The 16,940-nt window shown below is 45.7% G+C and carries 17 protein-coding genes and 2 tRNA genes; 11 read left to right on the plus strand and 8 right to left on the minus strand.

Going from position 1 to position 16,940, the window contains the following annotated elements:
* Positions 1-20 precede the first annotated feature (20 nt).
* Together AC5YBZ_RS08500 and gloB are read right to left on the minus strand one after the other, a co-directional pair.
* On the minus strand, positions 21-1,559 hold the full coding sequence (locus AC5YBZ_RS08500; protein WP_494524756.1) for a lytic transglycosylase: 1,539 nt from the start codon (positions 1,557-1,559) through the stop codon (positions 21-23).
* A gap of 86 nt (positions 1,560-1,645) precedes the next feature.
* A complete protein-coding gene (gene gloB, locus AC5YBZ_RS08505) occupies positions 1,646-2,425 on the minus strand; it encodes a hydroxyacylglutathione hydrolase (protein WP_494543681.1) in 780 nt (259 codons plus the stop codon).
* Positions 2,426-2,608: 183 nt separating this feature from the next.
* On the opposite strand from gloB, the gene AC5YBZ_RS08510 reads away from it, so the two are divergent.
* A complete protein-coding gene (locus tag AC5YBZ_RS08510; protein ID WP_494543713.1) occupies positions 2,609-3,340 on the plus strand; it encodes a methyltransferase domain-containing protein in 732 nt (243 codons plus the stop codon).
* 4 nt (positions 3,341-3,344) lie between these two features.
* Positions 3,345-4,241, plus strand: coding sequence for a LysR substrate-binding domain-containing protein (locus AC5YBZ_RS08515; RefSeq protein WP_494543682.1), 897 nt, complete (start codon positions 3,345-3,347; stop codon positions 4,239-4,241).
* A gap of 13 nt (positions 4,242-4,254) precedes the next feature.
* Here the strand turns inward: AC5YBZ_RS08515 and rnhA are convergent, their stop codons facing one another.
* Complete coding sequence (gene rnhA / locus AC5YBZ_RS08520; protein ID WP_494519179.1) at positions 4,255-4,734, minus strand: ribonuclease HI; 480 nt, start codon at positions 4,732-4,734, stop codon at positions 4,255-4,257.
* Positions 4,735-4,802: 68 nt separating this feature from the next.
* On the opposite strand from rnhA, the gene dnaQ reads away from it, so the two are divergent.
* From dnaQ to AC5YBZ_RS08545, 5 genes are all read left to right on the plus strand, one after another.
* Positions 4,803-5,531 (plus strand): DNA polymerase III subunit epsilon, encoded by a 729-nt coding sequence (gene dnaQ / locus AC5YBZ_RS08525; RefSeq protein ID WP_494519178.1) that lies wholly within the window; start codon positions 4,803-4,805, stop codon positions 5,529-5,531.
* Between the two features lie 10 nt (positions 5,532-5,541).
* Entirely contained in the window at positions 5,542-6,873 is a 1,332-nt protein-coding gene (locus AC5YBZ_RS08530) for a TIGR03503 family protein (protein WP_494519177.1), read from the plus strand.
* A gap of 86 nt (positions 6,874-6,959) precedes the next feature.
* Positions 6,960-7,036, plus strand: a tRNA-Asp gene (locus AC5YBZ_RS08535).
* Between the two features lie 56 nt (positions 7,037-7,092).
* Positions 7,093-7,169: transfer RNA gene (locus tag AC5YBZ_RS08540), tRNA-Asp, on the plus strand.
* Positions 7,170-7,450: 281 nt separating this feature from the next.
* The gene (locus tag AC5YBZ_RS08545) at positions 7,451-9,328 is read left to right on the plus strand and encodes a cation:proton antiporter (RefSeq protein ID WP_494519176.1); all 1,878 of its coding nucleotides are present in this window, start codon (positions 7,451-7,453) and stop codon (positions 9,326-9,328) included.
* Between the two features lie 221 nt (positions 9,329-9,549).
* Here AC5YBZ_RS08545 and AC5YBZ_RS08550 read toward each other — a convergent pair whose 3' ends face one another.
* From AC5YBZ_RS08550 to bepA, 3 genes are all read right to left on the minus strand, one after another.
* The gene (locus AC5YBZ_RS08550) at positions 9,550-9,924 is read right to left on the minus strand and encodes a DUF2069 domain-containing protein (protein WP_494519175.1); all 375 of its coding nucleotides are present in this window, start codon (positions 9,922-9,924) and stop codon (positions 9,550-9,552) included.
* 8 nt (positions 9,925-9,932) lie between these two features.
* Positions 9,933-10,280 carry an arsenate reductase (glutaredoxin) gene (arsC, locus tag AC5YBZ_RS08555; protein WP_494519174.1) on the minus strand — a complete coding sequence of 116 codons (348 nt, stop codon included), beginning with the start codon at positions 10,278-10,280 and terminating at the stop codon, positions 9,933-9,935.
* Positions 10,281-10,365: 85 nt separating this feature from the next.
* Positions 10,366-11,853: a beta-barrel assembly-enhancing protease gene (gene bepA / locus AC5YBZ_RS08560; protein WP_494519173.1), complete on the minus strand. Its 1,488-nt coding sequence runs from the start codon at positions 11,851-11,853 to the stop codon at positions 10,366-10,368.
* 163 nt (positions 11,854-12,016) lie between these two features.
* On the opposite strand from bepA, the gene AC5YBZ_RS08565 reads away from it, so the two are divergent.
* Positions 12,017-12,244 carry a sulfurtransferase TusA family protein gene (locus AC5YBZ_RS08565; protein WP_494519172.1) on the plus strand — a complete coding sequence of 76 codons (228 nt, stop codon included), beginning with the start codon at positions 12,017-12,019 and terminating at the stop codon, positions 12,242-12,244.
* A gap of 30 nt (positions 12,245-12,274) precedes the next feature.
* Positions 12,275-13,399 carry an AI-2E family transporter gene (locus AC5YBZ_RS08570; RefSeq protein ID WP_494519171.1) on the plus strand — a complete coding sequence of 375 codons (1,125 nt, stop codon included), beginning with the start codon at positions 12,275-12,277 and terminating at the stop codon, positions 13,397-13,399.
* A 172-nt stretch (positions 13,400-13,571) separates the two neighbouring features.
* On the opposite strand, the gene bcp is transcribed toward AC5YBZ_RS08570, so the two are convergent.
* Both bcp and AC5YBZ_RS08580 read right to left on the minus strand, forming a co-directional pair.
* Complete coding sequence (bcp, locus tag AC5YBZ_RS08575) at positions 13,572-14,042, minus strand: thioredoxin-dependent thiol peroxidase (protein WP_494524761.1); 471 nt, start codon at positions 14,040-14,042, stop codon at positions 13,572-13,574.
* Entirely contained in the window at positions 14,039-14,593 is a 555-nt protein-coding gene (locus tag AC5YBZ_RS08580) for a glycine cleavage system transcriptional repressor (RefSeq protein ID WP_494519169.1), read from the minus strand. The genes bcp and AC5YBZ_RS08580 overlap by 4 nt, the downstream gene beginning before the upstream one ends.
* Before the next feature lie 238 nt (positions 14,594-14,831).
* On the opposite strand from AC5YBZ_RS08580, the gene dapA reads away from it, so the two are divergent.
* Together dapA and bamC are read left to right on the plus strand one after the other, a co-directional pair.
* Positions 14,832-15,716, plus strand: a complete 885-nt coding sequence (gene dapA, locus AC5YBZ_RS08585; protein WP_494519168.1) for a 4-hydroxy-tetrahydrodipicolinate synthase — start codon at positions 14,832-14,834, stop codon at positions 15,714-15,716.
* Between the two features lie 3 nt (positions 15,717-15,719).
* Positions 15,720-16,835, plus strand: a complete 1,116-nt coding sequence (gene bamC, locus AC5YBZ_RS08590) for an NlpB/DapX family lipoprotein (RefSeq protein ID WP_494519167.1) — start codon at positions 15,720-15,722, stop codon at positions 16,833-16,835.
* Positions 16,836-16,940 lie beyond the last annotated feature (105 nt).

The raw sequence follows: 16,940 nt of genomic DNA on the forward strand, positions 1-16,940 counted from the left end.
TGTATAGATGGTTTTTATGTTTAGACTCTGGAGCGGGTGACATCAACATGCACGGTTAATTTTTGCCCTGGCTGCAAATATTTTTTCTCAGATAGGTTATTCCACTGCACTAGTTGGTTGACCTGTACCTTAAACTTTGCGGCGATTTTAGCCAGAGAGTCACCCCTGCGTACGGTGTAATTAACGGTACGAGTAATGCTGCTCTTGTTATTTTTTTGCCAAATGACTAAGGTTTTACCCAATTTCAAGGGATCTTTTGGTGCCATTGCATTCCATTTAGCAAGGCTCGATACATTAACCTTATGGTCTTTGGCTATTTTCCAAAAAGAGTCGCCGGGTTTGACGGTGTAATTAAGTTTGACCCCTTTACCGCTGCGAGATTGCTGTTGTTGCAGGCGTTGATCTGCCGATAATAGATATTGCGAAGGATCTTTCGCCGCAACCGGGATCAGCAAGTGCTTGCCAGCGATAATCGTATTGCTTTGCATGTCATTAACGGCGCGCAGTGCTGCTGAAGTCGTATTAAAGCGCTCAGCGATGGTACCTAGGCTGTCGCCTGATTTGATCTTATAACGTTTCCACGTTAGGCGATCAGCGGCAGCGCTTTGGCCAAGCACCATTTCAAATGCTTCAGCTTTATCAATGGGTAACACTAATTTGTGTGGACCTTGCGGCGCGGTGGCCCATTGATTGAAACCCGGGTTAAGCGAGTGCAGTTGATTAAGGGTCATATCGGCCATTTTAGCCGCGAGTGCCAAGTCGATTTGACTGCCTATATCGACCACTTTAAGTTGTGGTTGATTCGGGATCGGATGCAGTTCAATACCGTACGCTTCTGCATTGTTAATGACATCGGCAAGGGCAATTAGCTGTGGTACATAACGCTCGGTTTCACGTGGTAAATCCAGAGACCAGAAGTCACTCGATATCCCTTTACGTTGGTTGCGCTTGATGGCATTGAGTACTCGGCCTTCACCCGTGTTATAGGCCGCAATGGCGTATAACCAATTTTGATGGGTCTTTTGGTACAGGTATTCCATCATATCGAGTGCCGCAGTGGTGGCAGCTGGCACATCACGACGACCGTCATACCACCAGTTCATCTCTAAGCCAAAGTACTTCGCCATTGGCGAGGTGAATTGCCATAGGCCAGATGCAGCCCCATGGGAGTAGGCAAAGGGGTCAAACGCGCTTTCAACTATCGGTAATAAGGCCAGCTCTATAGGTAAATTACGCTTTTCAATTTCCTCAACAATCAAGTACATAAAGGGTTCAGCACGCTCAGAGACGCGAGCTAGGTGTTGTGGATGCTTGATATACCAATCACGATATTGCTTAACCAGTTTTTGGTCGGGCACAGGCATGCTGAGCCCTAAGCGGATGCGTTGCCATACATCGGTTATCACCACCGGCTCAGGTTGCTGCTCAGTGGGTTTGACCTCTGGGGTGACAGGCGTTTCGACCTGTGATGGTAGCGGTGTTACGGGTTGTACGGTTAAGTGCTGACAACCAGCAAGCAGGGAAAACCCTGCCGCCATCAGGACAAGTGGTAAGCGCATTAAACATTATTCCTTACAGATATGTCCCAGTATCGTACCTCGGATGAGAAAGGGGACTAAATTAGCGCGCTATTGTAAATGATTTCCTAGAAATTGTCTTTCCATTGCCTAAGAAGCGTGAAACTGGTGGTTTTATCAGGGATAGGTTGTTGAAATTGTGCGGTTAGAGATTGTTGTATCTTAGGAGCATCAGCCCGTAAAAAGGGATTAATTGCGTTCTCATGGCCGATAGTGGTGGGCAGTGTCGGGCGATTAACTGCTCGATATTGCTGCGCCTGCTCCATGTAGGTCTTTAGTGCACTATTACTAGGGTCGACCGCCAAAGCAAAGCGTAAGTTGGCCAATGTATACTCATGGGCCGGATAAACTAACGTGTCACCGTCGAGCTCACTGAGTAAGGTCAACGAACTCAGCATCTGCTCAGGTGTGCCTTCAAATAACCTGCCACAACCACCACTAAACAGGGTGTCGCCGCAGAACAGGTGCGAGCCTATATGGTAGGCAATATGCCCTAAAGTGTGGCCCGGTAGGTGAAAAATCGCCACTGGGGTATCGATGCCCTCTAAGGTGATAGCACTAGTGTCTTGAGTGAGCTTGTCTGTAATACCCTCGATGTTTTCGCTTGCGGGGCCATAAACCTTCAGCATCTGGTTAAAGTGTTGCTGCAACTGAGTAATACCACCAGTGTGATCATGGTGATGATGCGTGATTAAAATACCCGTTAACTCAAGTTGGTTCTCGGCTAAGTAAGTGATAACAGGCTGCGCATCACCTGGGTCTACCACATAGCAATTGCGTGAGTCTGGAGATTTGATTAACCAAATATAGTTGTCGTTAAAGGCTAAAATGGGAATAACAGAAATCATAATGATGTTTGCCTCAAAAATGTGTCAGCTTAATGAAGTAGTTTAATAAGCAAAGCTATTGCGTGTATAGCCCTTTAACGATTTAATACAAGATATTGATTTTATAAAAATAGCATTGAATCAAATCGTCAAAAACTCATTCTATTGATATCACTTGTAGCAAAACGGGAGCCTATTGTGTTCATAACGGCCTGCAAACCACAGCGATGGCAAGATCTGCCTAATGGTCAATGGCTGCAAGAAGCTATTGAAGATAAGCTGGCACCATGGTGGCCTAAAGTCTTTGGTTACCACTTGCTCAATCTTGGCCCTCTCAGCGCCGCATTAGATAAACCCAATTTACCAATTGGCAAGACATTTGCTATGGCACCAGAGGGCGAAGCGTCGCTTGCTGGTCATTACAGTGAGCTGCCAATCCAAAATGGGGTCATTGATGCGGCGATATGCAGCTTTTTACTCGATTTTGAAACCAACCCCTATAGTGTGCTTCGCGAAACCGATAGGGTGTTAATTTCAGGTGGCTACCTGTTTATTGTTGGCTTTAATCCGTTAAGTCCAGCCATTTTGGGTAAAATACTGCCCCGATATCAAGAGCGTCTCCCTTGGTGTGGTCGATTTTTTACCCCTGCGCGGGTCAAAGACTGGCTTGGACTACTCGGTTACCAAGTGGTCGGCGATGAGCGACTTGCCTATCACCACTTGATGACAGATATCAAAGATGAAAGTATTTGGCAGCATGCTCTGCAAGCCTGGCTGCCAGGCAGCGGAGCCGTATATATTTTAGTGGCACGTAAACTAGAAACCCCATTAACCCCAATCGTCGACCGCCAGCGGGTGCGGCAACCCAATTGGTCGGCGGCGCCCACCGCTGGTCGTAATAGCCCGTTGCGGCTTGATGGCAATAATAAAGAGTGAATAAATGAGAATCACCCTAAAGCAACTGATGATTTTTGAGGCAGTTGCACGCAGTGGTCAAGTCGCTAGAGCGGCTGAGCTCGTTAATTTATCGGCTCCTGCGACCTCAATGGCACTAGCTGAGTTGGAAAAACAGCTCGATACACGTCTGTTTGAACGGGTAGGAAATCGGTTACGCCTTAATGCACAAGGCAGTTTGTTGTTGCCGTTAGCGACTGAAGCCCTACAAAAAGTAGAACAAATTGAACAACTGTTTTCATCACCCGAAGCCTCTTTAAGCGGTACCTTAAATGTGGCTGCCAGCTCCACCATTGGTAATTATCTCTTGGCGAAAAGTGCGGTTGCTTTTTGTCAGCAATTTACCTCATCTATGGTGGATCTCAATATCACCAATACCCAAGCGGTGATTAAAGCAGTATTGGAGTTCAGCGCTGAAGTTGGTTTTATCGAGGGGCAATGTTTAGACAGTCGTATTAAGGTTGAGGCGTGGCATAAAGATAAACTCTTGGTATTTTGTCATCCAGGGCATCCTCTGGCAGGGTTGCAGGTAGATCCCTCGCAGCTGCGAGGCCAGCATTGGGTGATGCGTGAGTCAGGCTCGGGCACCCGCGATTATTTTATTAATGCGGCGAATATGCTCGATCTGCAGCCGATTGAAAAATTCAGTTTTTCTACTCCAGATGCGATTAAGCAAGCGGTTAGGCAAGGTGCAGGCCTTGCGGTATTGTCTGAGCTGACGCTAGAGAAAGAGTTAAATCGTAAAGAGCTAGCAGTGATTGAAGTTAACGGCTTAAGCCTAGCACGGCAGTTTTACCGTATTCGTCACAAGAGCCGTAACCCCAGTGCCCTTTGTGATGCCTTTGATCATTTTAGCCAGCGATTCTTAAATATCGCTCCCTGATAACGGTTGCCGATCACTCGGTGCTGTCGATATAACCTTTATCGACTTGTGTGGGTTTGGCTTCGGCTGCTTGACGCGCCAATGTGTCGCAGCGCTCATTTTCTCGGTGGCCAGTGTGGCCCTTTACCCAACGCCACTCAATCTGGTGAGATTGAGTGGCCGTGTCGAGGCGTTGCCACAAATCGATATTCTTTACCGGTTGTTTACTGGCTGTGAGCCAACCGCGTTTTTTCCAGCCGTGGATCCATTGGGTGATCCCTTGGCGCATATACTGGCTGTCACTGGTTAAGATAATATTGCATGGCTCATGCAGTGCTTCTAGGGCGATGATCGGCGCTAGCAGCTCCATACGATTATTGGTGGTGAGGGCAAAACCCTCGGCGAGTTCTTTCACCTGTGCCTTATATTTCATCACCACGCCATAACCACCAGGGCCGGGATTTCCTAAGCAAGATCCATCGGTGAAGATTAACAGTTGTTTCAGTCCAGTCATCAAGTTGCTACCATAGCGAATAATCTGGGCAGTATACCCAAAATTTTTAGATAAAAGCGGTCGTAAACATGAATCTTATCTCTAGCGCAAAGCGCCAAGTTATTCTCGATACCGAAACTACCGGTATGAACCAAGGTGCTGGGGCCATTTATTTTGGTCATCGTATTATTGAAATTGGTTGTGTTGAGGTGATTAACCGCAAGCTCACAGGTCGCCACTATCATGAATATATCAATCCGATGCAGGCGATTGATGAAGAGGCGATAGCCGTTCACGGCATCACCAATGAATTTGTCGCCAACAAACCCGTATTTGCCCAAATATCACAGTCCTTTATCGACTTTATTGCTGGCGCTGAAATTGTGGCACATAACGCAAACTTCGACGTTAGCTTTATGGATCATGAGTTTTCGCTATTACAGCCAAAGGGGCCCAAGACCAGTGATATTTGTCAGATCCTCGACTCCCTTGAACTGGCTAAATTTTTACACCCTGGGCAAAAAAATAACCTAGATGCGTTATGTAAACGCTACGGCATAGATAACTCGCGCCGCGATCTCCATGGCGCATTACTCGATGCTGAAATTTTGGCCGATGTCTACCTCATCATGACGGGTGGGCAAACTAAGTTTGAATTGTCCAATGAAAAGCCTGGTCAAGAGGGCGGTGGTATTCAGCGTTTAGCACCTAATCGTACAAAACTTAAAGTGATCGCTGCTGCGGCCGATGAACTAACTATGCATGAACAAAGGTTAGATTTAGTTGCGAAGTCAGGGCAATGTATTTGGCGAGGATAAGCGTCACTTTATGAAAAAATGGTTAACATCCATCAGTGTGATATTGATGCTAGGTTTAGCGAGTGTCAATGTAAGCGCACAAGTGGTCGATGCAACTTATGCCAAAGCATTAAAAAATCGCTTTCGAATTGATCATATGGTCGATGAGGTAACCTTGTTTATTCAACGGGATTACGGCAGTTCGCCTGTGATTGTGGTGCTACCCGATGGCTCGAAATGGTATCAATCGCGTCATCCTGAGTCTGTTAAATGGGCCGATGGGTTAAGTGGCGACATCATCACCATCAAAGATCCCATGCCCGGCCCATGGCAACTGTTAGGGCAGGTGGCAAAGGGCTCAATGGTTGAGCAAGTCTCCAAGCTGAATATCGATGTTCAGCCATTACCACAGCCGGTTTATCAAGGAGAGCGCCTTAAAGTGGTCGCCAAATTGATGGGCGATGAGCAGCGCTTACGCATGCCTGGGCTTGATTATCTCGTCAATTGGACGGTACGTTTTGTCAGTGAACATCGCCCAGGCGATGCTAATTTTGCTGAAGGCACCTTAATAGTGGGCAGCTATAAAGATAATGGCGAGCAATTTGATGAGCAACCCGATGATGGGGTGTTTACCAGCGAGATCAATCTAACTTACCCCTGGGGCCATTACAGTTTTCAAGTGACGGCAGAAAACACTATTTTTAGCCGCGAGTTTCGTCGCGACTTTATGTTATCACCGATGCCAGTGACCTTGCAGATCATTGAGCCCGATGATCATTTAAATGGCCGTTGGCAGTTACAACTGTCGGTCGATGATAGCCAATTAGCGTTAGAGAACACCCATTTCGAGTTTGAACTTGTTGGCCCGGCTGGGCTGCGGATAAATTTGCCGTTGCCCAGCATCACAGTAACCCCCTTTGAGCTGCAACTACCTACAATCACCGAGTTTGGCAGTTATCGAATTACGGGCTCGGTAGTTTCCACTACGCAAAATGGGCGTGAAGTGGTGCTTAAACTGCCAGAGCAATTTTTTAATTTAGTGCCGCCGCCAGCGCCGCCGCCAACGCCAGAAGAGTTAGCGGTTATTGCCGCCAAAAAAGCCGCAATAGCTGAAGCAAAAGCTAAAGATGCTGCTTTATTTTGGATAATGACCATTAACGGCACCTTATTGGTAGTTGGCCTTATCGCTTTAGTGGTTTGGCGTAAACGACAAAATCTACATCGTGCAATGGCTGTGGCCGCAGCGCGGTTAGATCAACAACGCAGTCAAGAGGTAGGCCCAACGTTAGATGAGATAGACCTCTCTATGCCAGAAGATCTGCCTAGGAATAAGACAGAAAGTAATCGCTTTAGCTTAAGTTGATGAATTTTTAACTAATCAAATCGCTTTTTTTAAAAAATGATTGACGGGGGTTTATCGCCTCAGTAATATGCATCGCAACTTGATGTGGAGCGGTAGTTCAGTTGGTTAGAATACCGGCCTGTCACGCCGGGGGTCGCGGGTTCGAGTCCCGTCCGCTCCGCCAATCAAGTGCCTAATTTTAAATGTAGTATTAGTAAGTTTAACATTACATGACCTTTTGGAGCGGTAGTTCAGTTGGTTAGAATACCGGCCTGTCACGCCGGGGGTCGCGGGTTCGAGTCCCGTCCGCTCCGCCAAATTAAAAAAGCCCTAGCAGCCATGCTAGGGCTTTTTTAATGTCTTTTTTAATATCCATTCCTGTTAATCGCACTTCTGCCGAGCTGACTGCACGGGTATTCTTCTTATGGTTTTTCTATTGCATACCAACTTATATCGGTTCTGTTATTGTCATGATGAGAGATGATAATACTTGTTGTGGCTATGCGCTGGAAAAAGGGCGGTATTAAAAAATCGACAAGTATGCATGTGTCACGCATGCTATAGAGTGTAATTTTTGTTTATATCAAAGGACATATCAATGGTTGAGCAGATCACTGCCATGCTGGGACTGGTCGGTGCGTTATCCATCCTTTGCCAATGGTTAGGCTGGAAACTTCGTTTACCTGCTATTTTACCGCTATTGCTGTGTGGTCTTCTGGTGGGGCCGGCCTTTGGTATTCTCGATCCCGATGTAGTTTTTGGCGATCTGTTGTTTCCTATCATCTCCCTTGGGGTGGCGGTTATTTTATTTGAAGGGGCGCTCACTCTTAACTTTTCCGAGATCCGTGAACATGGCCGCATGGTAACCAATCTTGTCAGCATTGGCACTTTGATCACTTGGGCCATCATAGGTTGTGCGACCCATTTCATCATGGGATTCAGCTGGGAGTTGTCGATGTTATTTGGCGCCTTAGTGGTCGTAACGGGCCCAACTGTAATTGTGCCCATGCTCCGCAGTATCAAGCCTAAAGCGCAATTAGCCAGTATCTTACGTTGGGAAGGCATAGTCATCGATCCCATCGGGGCTTTACTGGCGGTGTTGGTGTTTGAATACATTGCAGTAGCAGCCGAGCCGACTACCCATGTGCTTCACTCTTTAGTCTATATGTTAGGTATTGGTATCGGCTTGGGAGCGTGTACAGGCTACGCCATTGGTATTGTGATACGGCGTGCCCTTGTGCCACATTATCTGAAAAATACTGCCGTGTTAACGATTATGCTGGGTGTGTTTGTGTTATCCAATCTGTTACAGGAGGAGTCGGGCCTGCTGACTGTTACTGTGATGGGGATTTGGCTGGCTAATATGCGCGGCGTCGATATTGACGATATTATTGAATTTAAAGAAACCCTCACAGTGTTATTTATTTCGGGCCTGTTTATCTTACTGGCGGCGCGCCTAGACTCGCAAGCACTGCTGAATTTGGGCTGGCAAGGAATCGCATTATTGTGTGTGGTAATGTTTATCGCGCGGCCCGTTAGCGTTTGGTGTTGTGGCATTGGCAGTTCTTTAGCTAGAGCTGATAAATGGTTTTTAAGTTGGGTGGCGCCACGCGGTATTGTTGCCGCTGCGGTATCATCCTTGTTTGCCATTAAACTGGAAAACCAAGGCTTACCCGGCGCCGAACAGATAGTGCCGCTGGTGTTTCTTATTATTATTGGCACTGTGGTGGCCCAAAGTCTCACGGCCAGCCGTTGGGCGCGTTTTTTAGGGGTGAAATCAGGCTCGTCACAAGGTTTACTTATTTTTGGTGCCTCAAAGTTTGCTAGAGCCCTTGCAAAAGTCTTGTTGAGTAAGAATGTGCCTGTGATCCTGGCCGATAATAACTGGGATAACATTCGATTATCGCGTATGGATAATATTCCGGTTTATTTTGGTAATCCCGCGTCTGAGCATGCTGAAAATGCAATTGATATGAGCGGTGTGGGTCGCTTATTAGTGCTATCACCTTATCGGCAGTTAAATCCATTAGTGACCTTTCATTACCAAGATGTACTGGGTAAAGATAAAGTGTTCGGATTAAATAATAATGAAGGCAATAGTGCCCGGCATAAGCTGTCAGAATCTTATCGGCAGCGCTTATGTTTATTTGGTGAGTCGGTATCCTATACACGTTTAGCCACAACCATGGCAAAAGGCGGCATGATCAAGGTAACCAGCATTACCGATAACTTCACCTTTGCCGATTTTAAACGTCGTTACGCAGACATGGCATTGCCGCTTATCTATCTGCAAGAGGGTAAAGTGAAGCTTATTACCGAGGCGATCACCGACTTACCTGTTGGCATTGAGTTGATAAGCTTGTTATCTGTCGAGGCCCTAAGTGATGCTAATGTGGCCGATGAGTTTAAAGGGAAAAAGGTCACAGAAGCTAAGTCTAAGCCCGCTGATAGTGATACTGATAGTCGTAATAGGTAATTGAAGTAAATTATTAGGTAGCTGTTTAAAGCCTGACATAAGCCTCTAATCTAAGCACGTATTGCTGCATCAATTATGGGCTTATCAGCAAATAGGACGCTTATTTAATTGTAATGGCATTGTTTATTACTCATTAGTTCGCATAAAAAATAGCCCTATGGGGTAATCATAGGGCTATTTTTAGTGATACAGGTTGCTGATGAGTCAGTTAAGATATTCAATCACTGCTTGTTTTTCTTTTTTAATCCTAATCCCAGTTCACGGCCTCGAATACGCGCATAAAATGGCAATGTTACCAGTAGTATCGCCAGTAGCAGCACTTCAATCGCGGCAAACACAAAGGCCGTGTCGGTTACATACAGTAAGGTTAATCCATGCAGCATATAGAGACAGATAATAAAACTGCCCCAAGCGTATGTGTAGGGATCGCCGCTTAAGATCCCTTTTAATGGTGCCAGCAGGGGCAAAATCCATAACAGGCTAAAAATAAGCGAATATTCGCCACTTAGCCCTTGATTACCAAACCATGCGGTCATCAATAACAGTAGTGCTAGGTAGCAGGCTCGACTGATTTGAAATAACTTATTTGAGCTCATGAGACGCCTTATAAAATACTTAACACGTTTTCTGGGGGGCGCCCGATCGCCGCACGGTTATTGGCTAACACTATGGGGCGTTCGATAAGTTTGGGCGTATCGACCATGGCTTGGATAAGCAGTTCGTCATCGTCAATATCGGCGAGACCTAACGCCTTATATTCATCTTCTTTAGTACGCATTAATTGGCGAGGGGGGAGGGCTAATTTAGTCAGAATGCCGCGGATCTCAACCTTAGTGAGTGGAGTCTTGAGGTACTCTATGATTTGAATATCACAGCCATTTTCTTCAAGTAGCGCCAAAGTTTGACGGCTTTTTGAACAGCGAGGGTTATGAATAATACTAACTTGCGTCATAGGTTATCTGCTGATTGTCAAAAGTTGCCGATATTCTACTGTAAAAGGTGAGCGGAGTCACAAAGAGTTCGCTCACCTCCCGTTGTTACAATTGCTCAATAGCTTTCTTCGATAGTTTAAATTGGCGAATACGGGCTTCGATACGCGCCAACTGCAATGGATCCTGCTCGGATAATCGATAGGCAAAATTAAGTTGATCAATGGCGCCGTCGTAATTTGCCGCCAAGGCCATGGCTTCAGCTTTAATATAATGCTCCATCGATTTATTACCCGCAGCTTTATAGGCTTCACTAAGCAACTGCAGTGGCAGTTGATTTTGTTTATCGAGGAAAATTATCTCCTCTAAGATAGGGATCGCCTTAAGGGGCTGCTTGTGTTCAATATAAGCATTAGCCAAATTGATATTTATCACTTGAGAAGTGGGTTTCAATTGTCGCTGCTTTTCCAACATGGCAATCGCCTGATCATGCTGTTTACGTTCCAGCAGTAAGTCGGTTTTGGTATCTAAGTAAAACACGTTATTGGGCGCGTGAGTCAGGAGCTCATCGATGATCTTTTCGGCCTGTTGTGCTTGCTCTGAGCGCAGCAGCGCTAACGCTAATCCGTACTCGGCCGCTTGTTTATATTCATATTGGCCTTTTTTCAACTGATTTTGAAATAGGCTTAATGCGGCCTCTTCGCTATAACTTGAAAAGCGCACCTGAATACGGGCTTTGGCTAACTGAAAATCGAGATTATCGGCGATATATCGATGGGGATACTGCGCGGCGCGGTTGCGCGCTTCACTGATCCGCGATTCAGGCAGCGGGTGAGTCAATAACATCTGTGGTGGTTTAGTGGTAAAACGGTAGCGAGTGGCCAGCTTAGCAAAAAAATCCGCGGCGCCATTAGGGTCAAACCCAGCATCGACGAGGATTTGCATCCCAATACGGTCGGCTTCCTTCTCGTGCAGGCGGGTGTAGTTAATTTGGGATTGGGTTGCCAAAGCTTGGGTGGTAGCCATCGCCGCCATTCCGGCCTGCGGCGCCGCAATAGTCAACAAAATGGCCCCAAGCAGGCCCACCATAGTGGCCGTTGAACTCTTATCTCTGGCCTCAATCGAGCGGGCTAAATGACGTTGAGTGACATGGGTAATTTCATGGCCGATAACCGATGCTAACTGGCTTTCATTATCAGCGTTTAAAAACAGGCCTGTATGAACGCCGACATGGCCGCCGAAAAACGCAAATGCGTTGATCTCATCATTGCGCAGTAAAAAAAAGTAAAAGGGGGTTTTGACCCCACTAGCGTGAGCCACCAGTTTATTGCCTAACTCTGTCATATATTGATTTAATACAGGATCGTTTAGCACTGGCGCTGACGAGCGAATGACGCGCATATAAGCATCGCCGTAGGTATTTTCTTTTTCTAGACTGAAGGTGTTTACCGCGGCCGTCCCCAGATCCGGTAGGTCATTATTAGCAAACCCTATAGGGGCTACGGCAAACAAGGCCAGTGACATCGCCCCCGCAAGGAGGGACTTGGCTGTGTTAATTTTACTCAAACTTATCCTTAGCGGGTTATTTTTTATCATATTGATTATCAGAGTGAATAGAACACCATTAGTTCATTTATGTCGAGTATCTCATTGTGCTTATCATGAGATATTGGCAAAGTTTACTGCGACTTAATTGATAACTTGTGGTTTAGTCAGAGACTTAGGATAATAGCCTGAGTTTGTCTTTAGCAAGTTGATTATGACTTTTATTGATTTGACCTCTTATCGATGTCCCTTAGCCTTAGTTAAGCTTAAGCTGGCGCTTAAACAGATGAGCGATGGTGAGCAACTAGTGGTGAGTCTTGCCGATAAAGGCACACGTCAAGATGCGCCGCGTTTTTTAACGCGACAAGGTTATCTGTACACCGAACAACAAAATAATGACCAAGTATTAGTGCTCGCCGTGGTTAAAACGGTCCGGTCGTAATTGTAATGTGTTACTGAGTAGGAAGTGTGAATGTTATCCTTATTAAGCAATTGGTATAAAGACCGATTTAGCGATCCCCAAGCGGTAACGCTGGTATTCATCATTGTGGGTATTGCGTTGGCACTCTATTTTGCAGGTGGGTTATTAGCGCCACTGCTGGTTGCCTTAGTGTTAGCCTTTTTGTTGGAGTGGCCCGTCGCGCAAATGGGGCGCCTTGGGATCAACCGCACCACTGGTGCCTCATTAGTCTTAGTGCTGTTTATTGGCATGATGATATTGCTGATGTTTGGTTTAGTGCCCAGCATTTGGAAGCAGGGGCTGGGCTTAGTCACGGATTTACCCTCCATGCTCGATAAAGGGCTTATTACGATTAAAGGGTATGTTGAACAATACCCGCAATTTTTAAGTACTGAACAGTTAGATACAACCGTTGGCGAGCTTAAAAAACTGCTCGATACACAGCACCTACTGGATTTAGGCAAACAGCTTATTGGTTACTCGGCGTCATTATTGGTGTTAATGGTTTACACCATCTTAGTACCTTTGCTGGTGTTCTTTTTCCTGAAAGATAAAGAGTTGCTGATCCGTGGCAGCAAACGTTTTATCCCATCCAATCGCGATTTAGCGCGTAAAGTGTGGTTAGAGATGAATCAGCAAATCTTTAATTATATACGTGGTAAAGTCATCGAAATTTTCATTATTGGCGTGGTCAGTTATCTATTTTTTGCCATTATGGATCTACGTTATGCGGCATTACTTGGCGTGCTTACCGGCTTGTCGGTTTTGATCCCCTATGTCGGTGCCACGCTGGTGACACTGCCCATTGCCTTGGTGGCTTTCTTTCAGTGGGGTGTAAGCCCTGAGTTTGGTTATTTAATGTTAGGTTATGGCATCATTCAAGCACTCGATGGCAATGTGTTAGTGCCGGTGTTGTTTTCGGATGCGGTTGACCTGCACCCGGTATTTATTATCGCAGCGGTATTGGTGTTTGGCGGCATGTGGGGTGTTTGGGGAGTATTCTTTGCGATCCCGTTGGCGTCTTTAGTGAAAGCGGTGCTCAATGCCTGGCCTCAAGTGAATTCGGCTACGGCGACTGTGGCTAAAGCAGAGAATGATAACCCAGATAAACAGCCATCAGCATCGCCGTCGGCCTAAGCCTATTCACTGTACAATGCATCAATAATTTCGGGGTGGTAAAAGGCTGGTGAGGTACAATAGCGTGTTTAATGTAATGGCAAGTCACACCATCAACTAAACAGCTAACCATTATTTTGATATTAAAAAGCCAGCATCTTTGCTGGCTTTTTTTGTCGCTTTAACTTATTGGCTACTGGCTATCAATAACTTTCATTACAACTTCATGATGGTCTTTGGTTTTAAATTTATCGAATACATGCTGGATTTTTCCATCTTGGCCAACAAGAAAGCTGAGGCGGTGTATGCCGTCATACACTTTGCCCATAAACTTCTTCTCGCCCCACACCCCGAATGCATCGGCAATGGCATGGTCTTCGTCACTTAATAAAGAGAAGTTAAGTTGATGTTTATCGGCAAAACGTGCCAGCTTGGCCACAGGGTCCGGGCTGATACCCAGTACAGTGACCTGATTGGCGTCAAGCTGAGGTTTACTGTCTCTTAAGCCACACGCCTGTACAGTACAGCCAGGGGTCAGCGCCTTAGGATAAAAATACACCAGCACGGGACCGTTTTTTAATGCCGCTTCAAGTGAAATGGCTTCATCGTTTTGATTTTTTAAGGTAAAGGATGGGGCTACATCCCCTTGGGCTAAGGTTTTCATTCGCGTTCCTTTTGATTGCTGTCGATCCCCTGCATACGTTCAATATTGCAGCTTAGGTTTAATTCGTCGGCCAGTTCGATGATATTTTGTTCGAGTTGTTCGATATCCACTTTCTCTGGCACATTAATGGTTAAAAACACATTTTGTATGGGTTCACCGTCAACGGTTTCTTCAGCGTGAGAGCGCACGGCTGCCAGATCCAATGACCGATCAGCCAAGAATTGGGTTAAGCGTTTCATGGTGCCACGCTGATCTTGACCATTAAAAGAGACTTGCAGGCGAGAGACATAATTGCGTGGCGTATGTTTTGAGGTCCGTTTCATCACACTTAACAGGCCGAGTTCAACACTCAATGCTGGCAAGTTTGCTTCCATCTTCGTGATGGCAGGCCAAGAGCCAGAAATCATCATGATCAAGGTAAACTCATTGCCGAAAATGGCCATTCTACTATCGACAATATCGCAGTCACATTCACTTGCAAGGCGTGCAAATTTACTGACGATACCGGGACGATCCGCTCCCAGCGCGGTGACGACCAGATGATTAGACATGAAATTCCCCCGTATTACTGTGAAAATAGTACAAATAAACGCTACTTAACGATAACGTTTTTTGCAGCACGACATGCTAACACATGTTAGTGGTTTTGCGATCCCCGTCTTAACAAACGTTCAAACAAATACCTTGGGTAATGTTATGGTGAAATTCTGACGTTGTAGTGAGAGTTATGCTTGTTTTTACCGCTTAGCATCAGTACCATAGCCAATCCTGAATCCTTGGGGAAGTCACATGATAAACGGAAGCATTGTAGCCTTAATCACACCAATGAATAGTGATGGCTCAGTCGATTATGCAAGTCTAGAAAAACTGGTCGAATACCATATAGAGCAGGGGACTGACGCTATTGTTGCGGTTGGCACCACTGGCGAATCAGCTACTTTACCCATGACTGAACACATTGAAGTGGTCAAGCACGTGGTTAAGTTTGCAGCTGGACGACTGCCGATCATCGGTGGCAATGGTGCTAATGCCACGGCCGAAGCAATAGAACTGACCAAGGCACAGGCAAACAGTGGCGTAGCCGCGATGCTTGGTGTTACGCCCTATTATAATAAGCCCACCCCCAAAGGCCTGATAGCCCACTACCGTGCGGTTGCAGCGTCCACCGACATCCCACAAATTTTATATAACGTACCAGGCCGTACTTCGGTTGATATGTTACCCGAAACAGTGGCCGAACTCGTATCCGTGCCTAATATCATCGGTGTTAAAGAAGCAACCGGCGATCTCAGCCGCGTGGCCAGATTACGGCAGTTATGTGGTAACGATTTTAAACTCTATAGTGGTGATGATCCTACGGCTCGTGAGTTCCTCGCCTTAGGTGGTGATGGTGTTATATCTGTTACTAATAACATTGTCCCTAAACAGTTTAAAGTGATGTGCGCCGCCGCCCTTAGTGGAGATATGGCCACGGCTATTGCAATAGAAGAGCAAATTAAACCTTTGTTTAGTTCACTGTTCTTGGAGGCTAATCCAATTCCTGTTAAATGGGCTGCGCACCGTATGGGCTTGATAAGCCACGGTGATATTCGTTTACCCTTAACGGAACTTTCTCCCCAGTTTCATGGTCTGTTGCTAGAAGCGATGAAAAATGCCCGAATAGAGGTTCAATAATAGATGCTAAAGCAAGTCACCCCAATTTTACTGATCGCAGCTGTTACAGCGTGTAGTTCACCTATTGATAGACGTCAGGCTAATGGTAGCGATGAGTATGTGTTATTGGAGTCTCAGCCTAAATTGGTGATACCCGAAGGGCTTAATCAACCTAAATACAGTAATGAATATGAGATCCCAGCAGTCGGCAATAAAGTCGACACTAGCCTAGTGGGCAAAAAACTGGATATTCGCCCGCCATTACAAGTGTTGCCCATGGCCGAAGGTACTCATGTTGAGGAGTCGAGTGATAGCATTAAAATCGTGGTTGAATCGATAGATAACGATATCGACTTACGAACCGAAATGCTGGATATTCTTAAAGCATATCTTAATAGCCAATCGATTGAGATGGTTAAAGAAGATGATGATGCCGGAATTATCGAAACGGATTGGATTGAACACCAAGAGTTAATCGACTCTAATTTATGGGGCGATGACGATGTTTATTTAGTTCGCCAACGTTATCGCTTTACGGTTAATGTGCGTCCCCATGGCCGTAGCGGTAATTTAGCTATCGAACTTATTGATCATGAAGAGCGTTTTGATGGTCAAACTCAAGATGTTATCCTTACGGGTGAAGATAAGCGCCGTTATACGGTCGATATGCTCAATAATACTATCGCTTACATGAGCATAAAGCGCGAGCAATTGATCAAGGCTAAACGCCTGAAGCAGAGCCTAGGTATTGATGTGAGTTTAGTGAAGGCTGAGCCTTCCGCAGTCACTGAGCCTGCGGTGGCTTATTGGTTAGCTCAAGCACCTTACACTCGTACATGGGAGCGCTTACGCATTGTCTTACCAGAAATGGGGTTTGAAATTGTCGATATGGACAGTAATAAAGGGCTCTATTTTATTAGTATTAATGATGACTCTGGTTTCTGGAGTTCGTTATGGAACGATAATAAACTGCCGTTAGAACAAGGTGGCTATCGTCTTCGTATCGAACAAGATAGTGATAATGCTAACACCCGTATTTACCTTAATGACATGAATGATGAACCATTGAGTAATGATGTGATTGAAACCGTTTACGAGACCTTAGCAGAGTTAATGCGAGAAGACCGTAAAGTGCGTTAATCTTGCACTGCACAATGATAAAAAAGAGGCTAATATTGCCTCTTTTTTTATGTCTACTAATTGATTATTGGGTTAATTTTCTCGCTCATTCCAGTGTTATTGATC

The sequence above is a fragment of the Shewanella sp. 553 genome, from assembly GCF_059338375.1.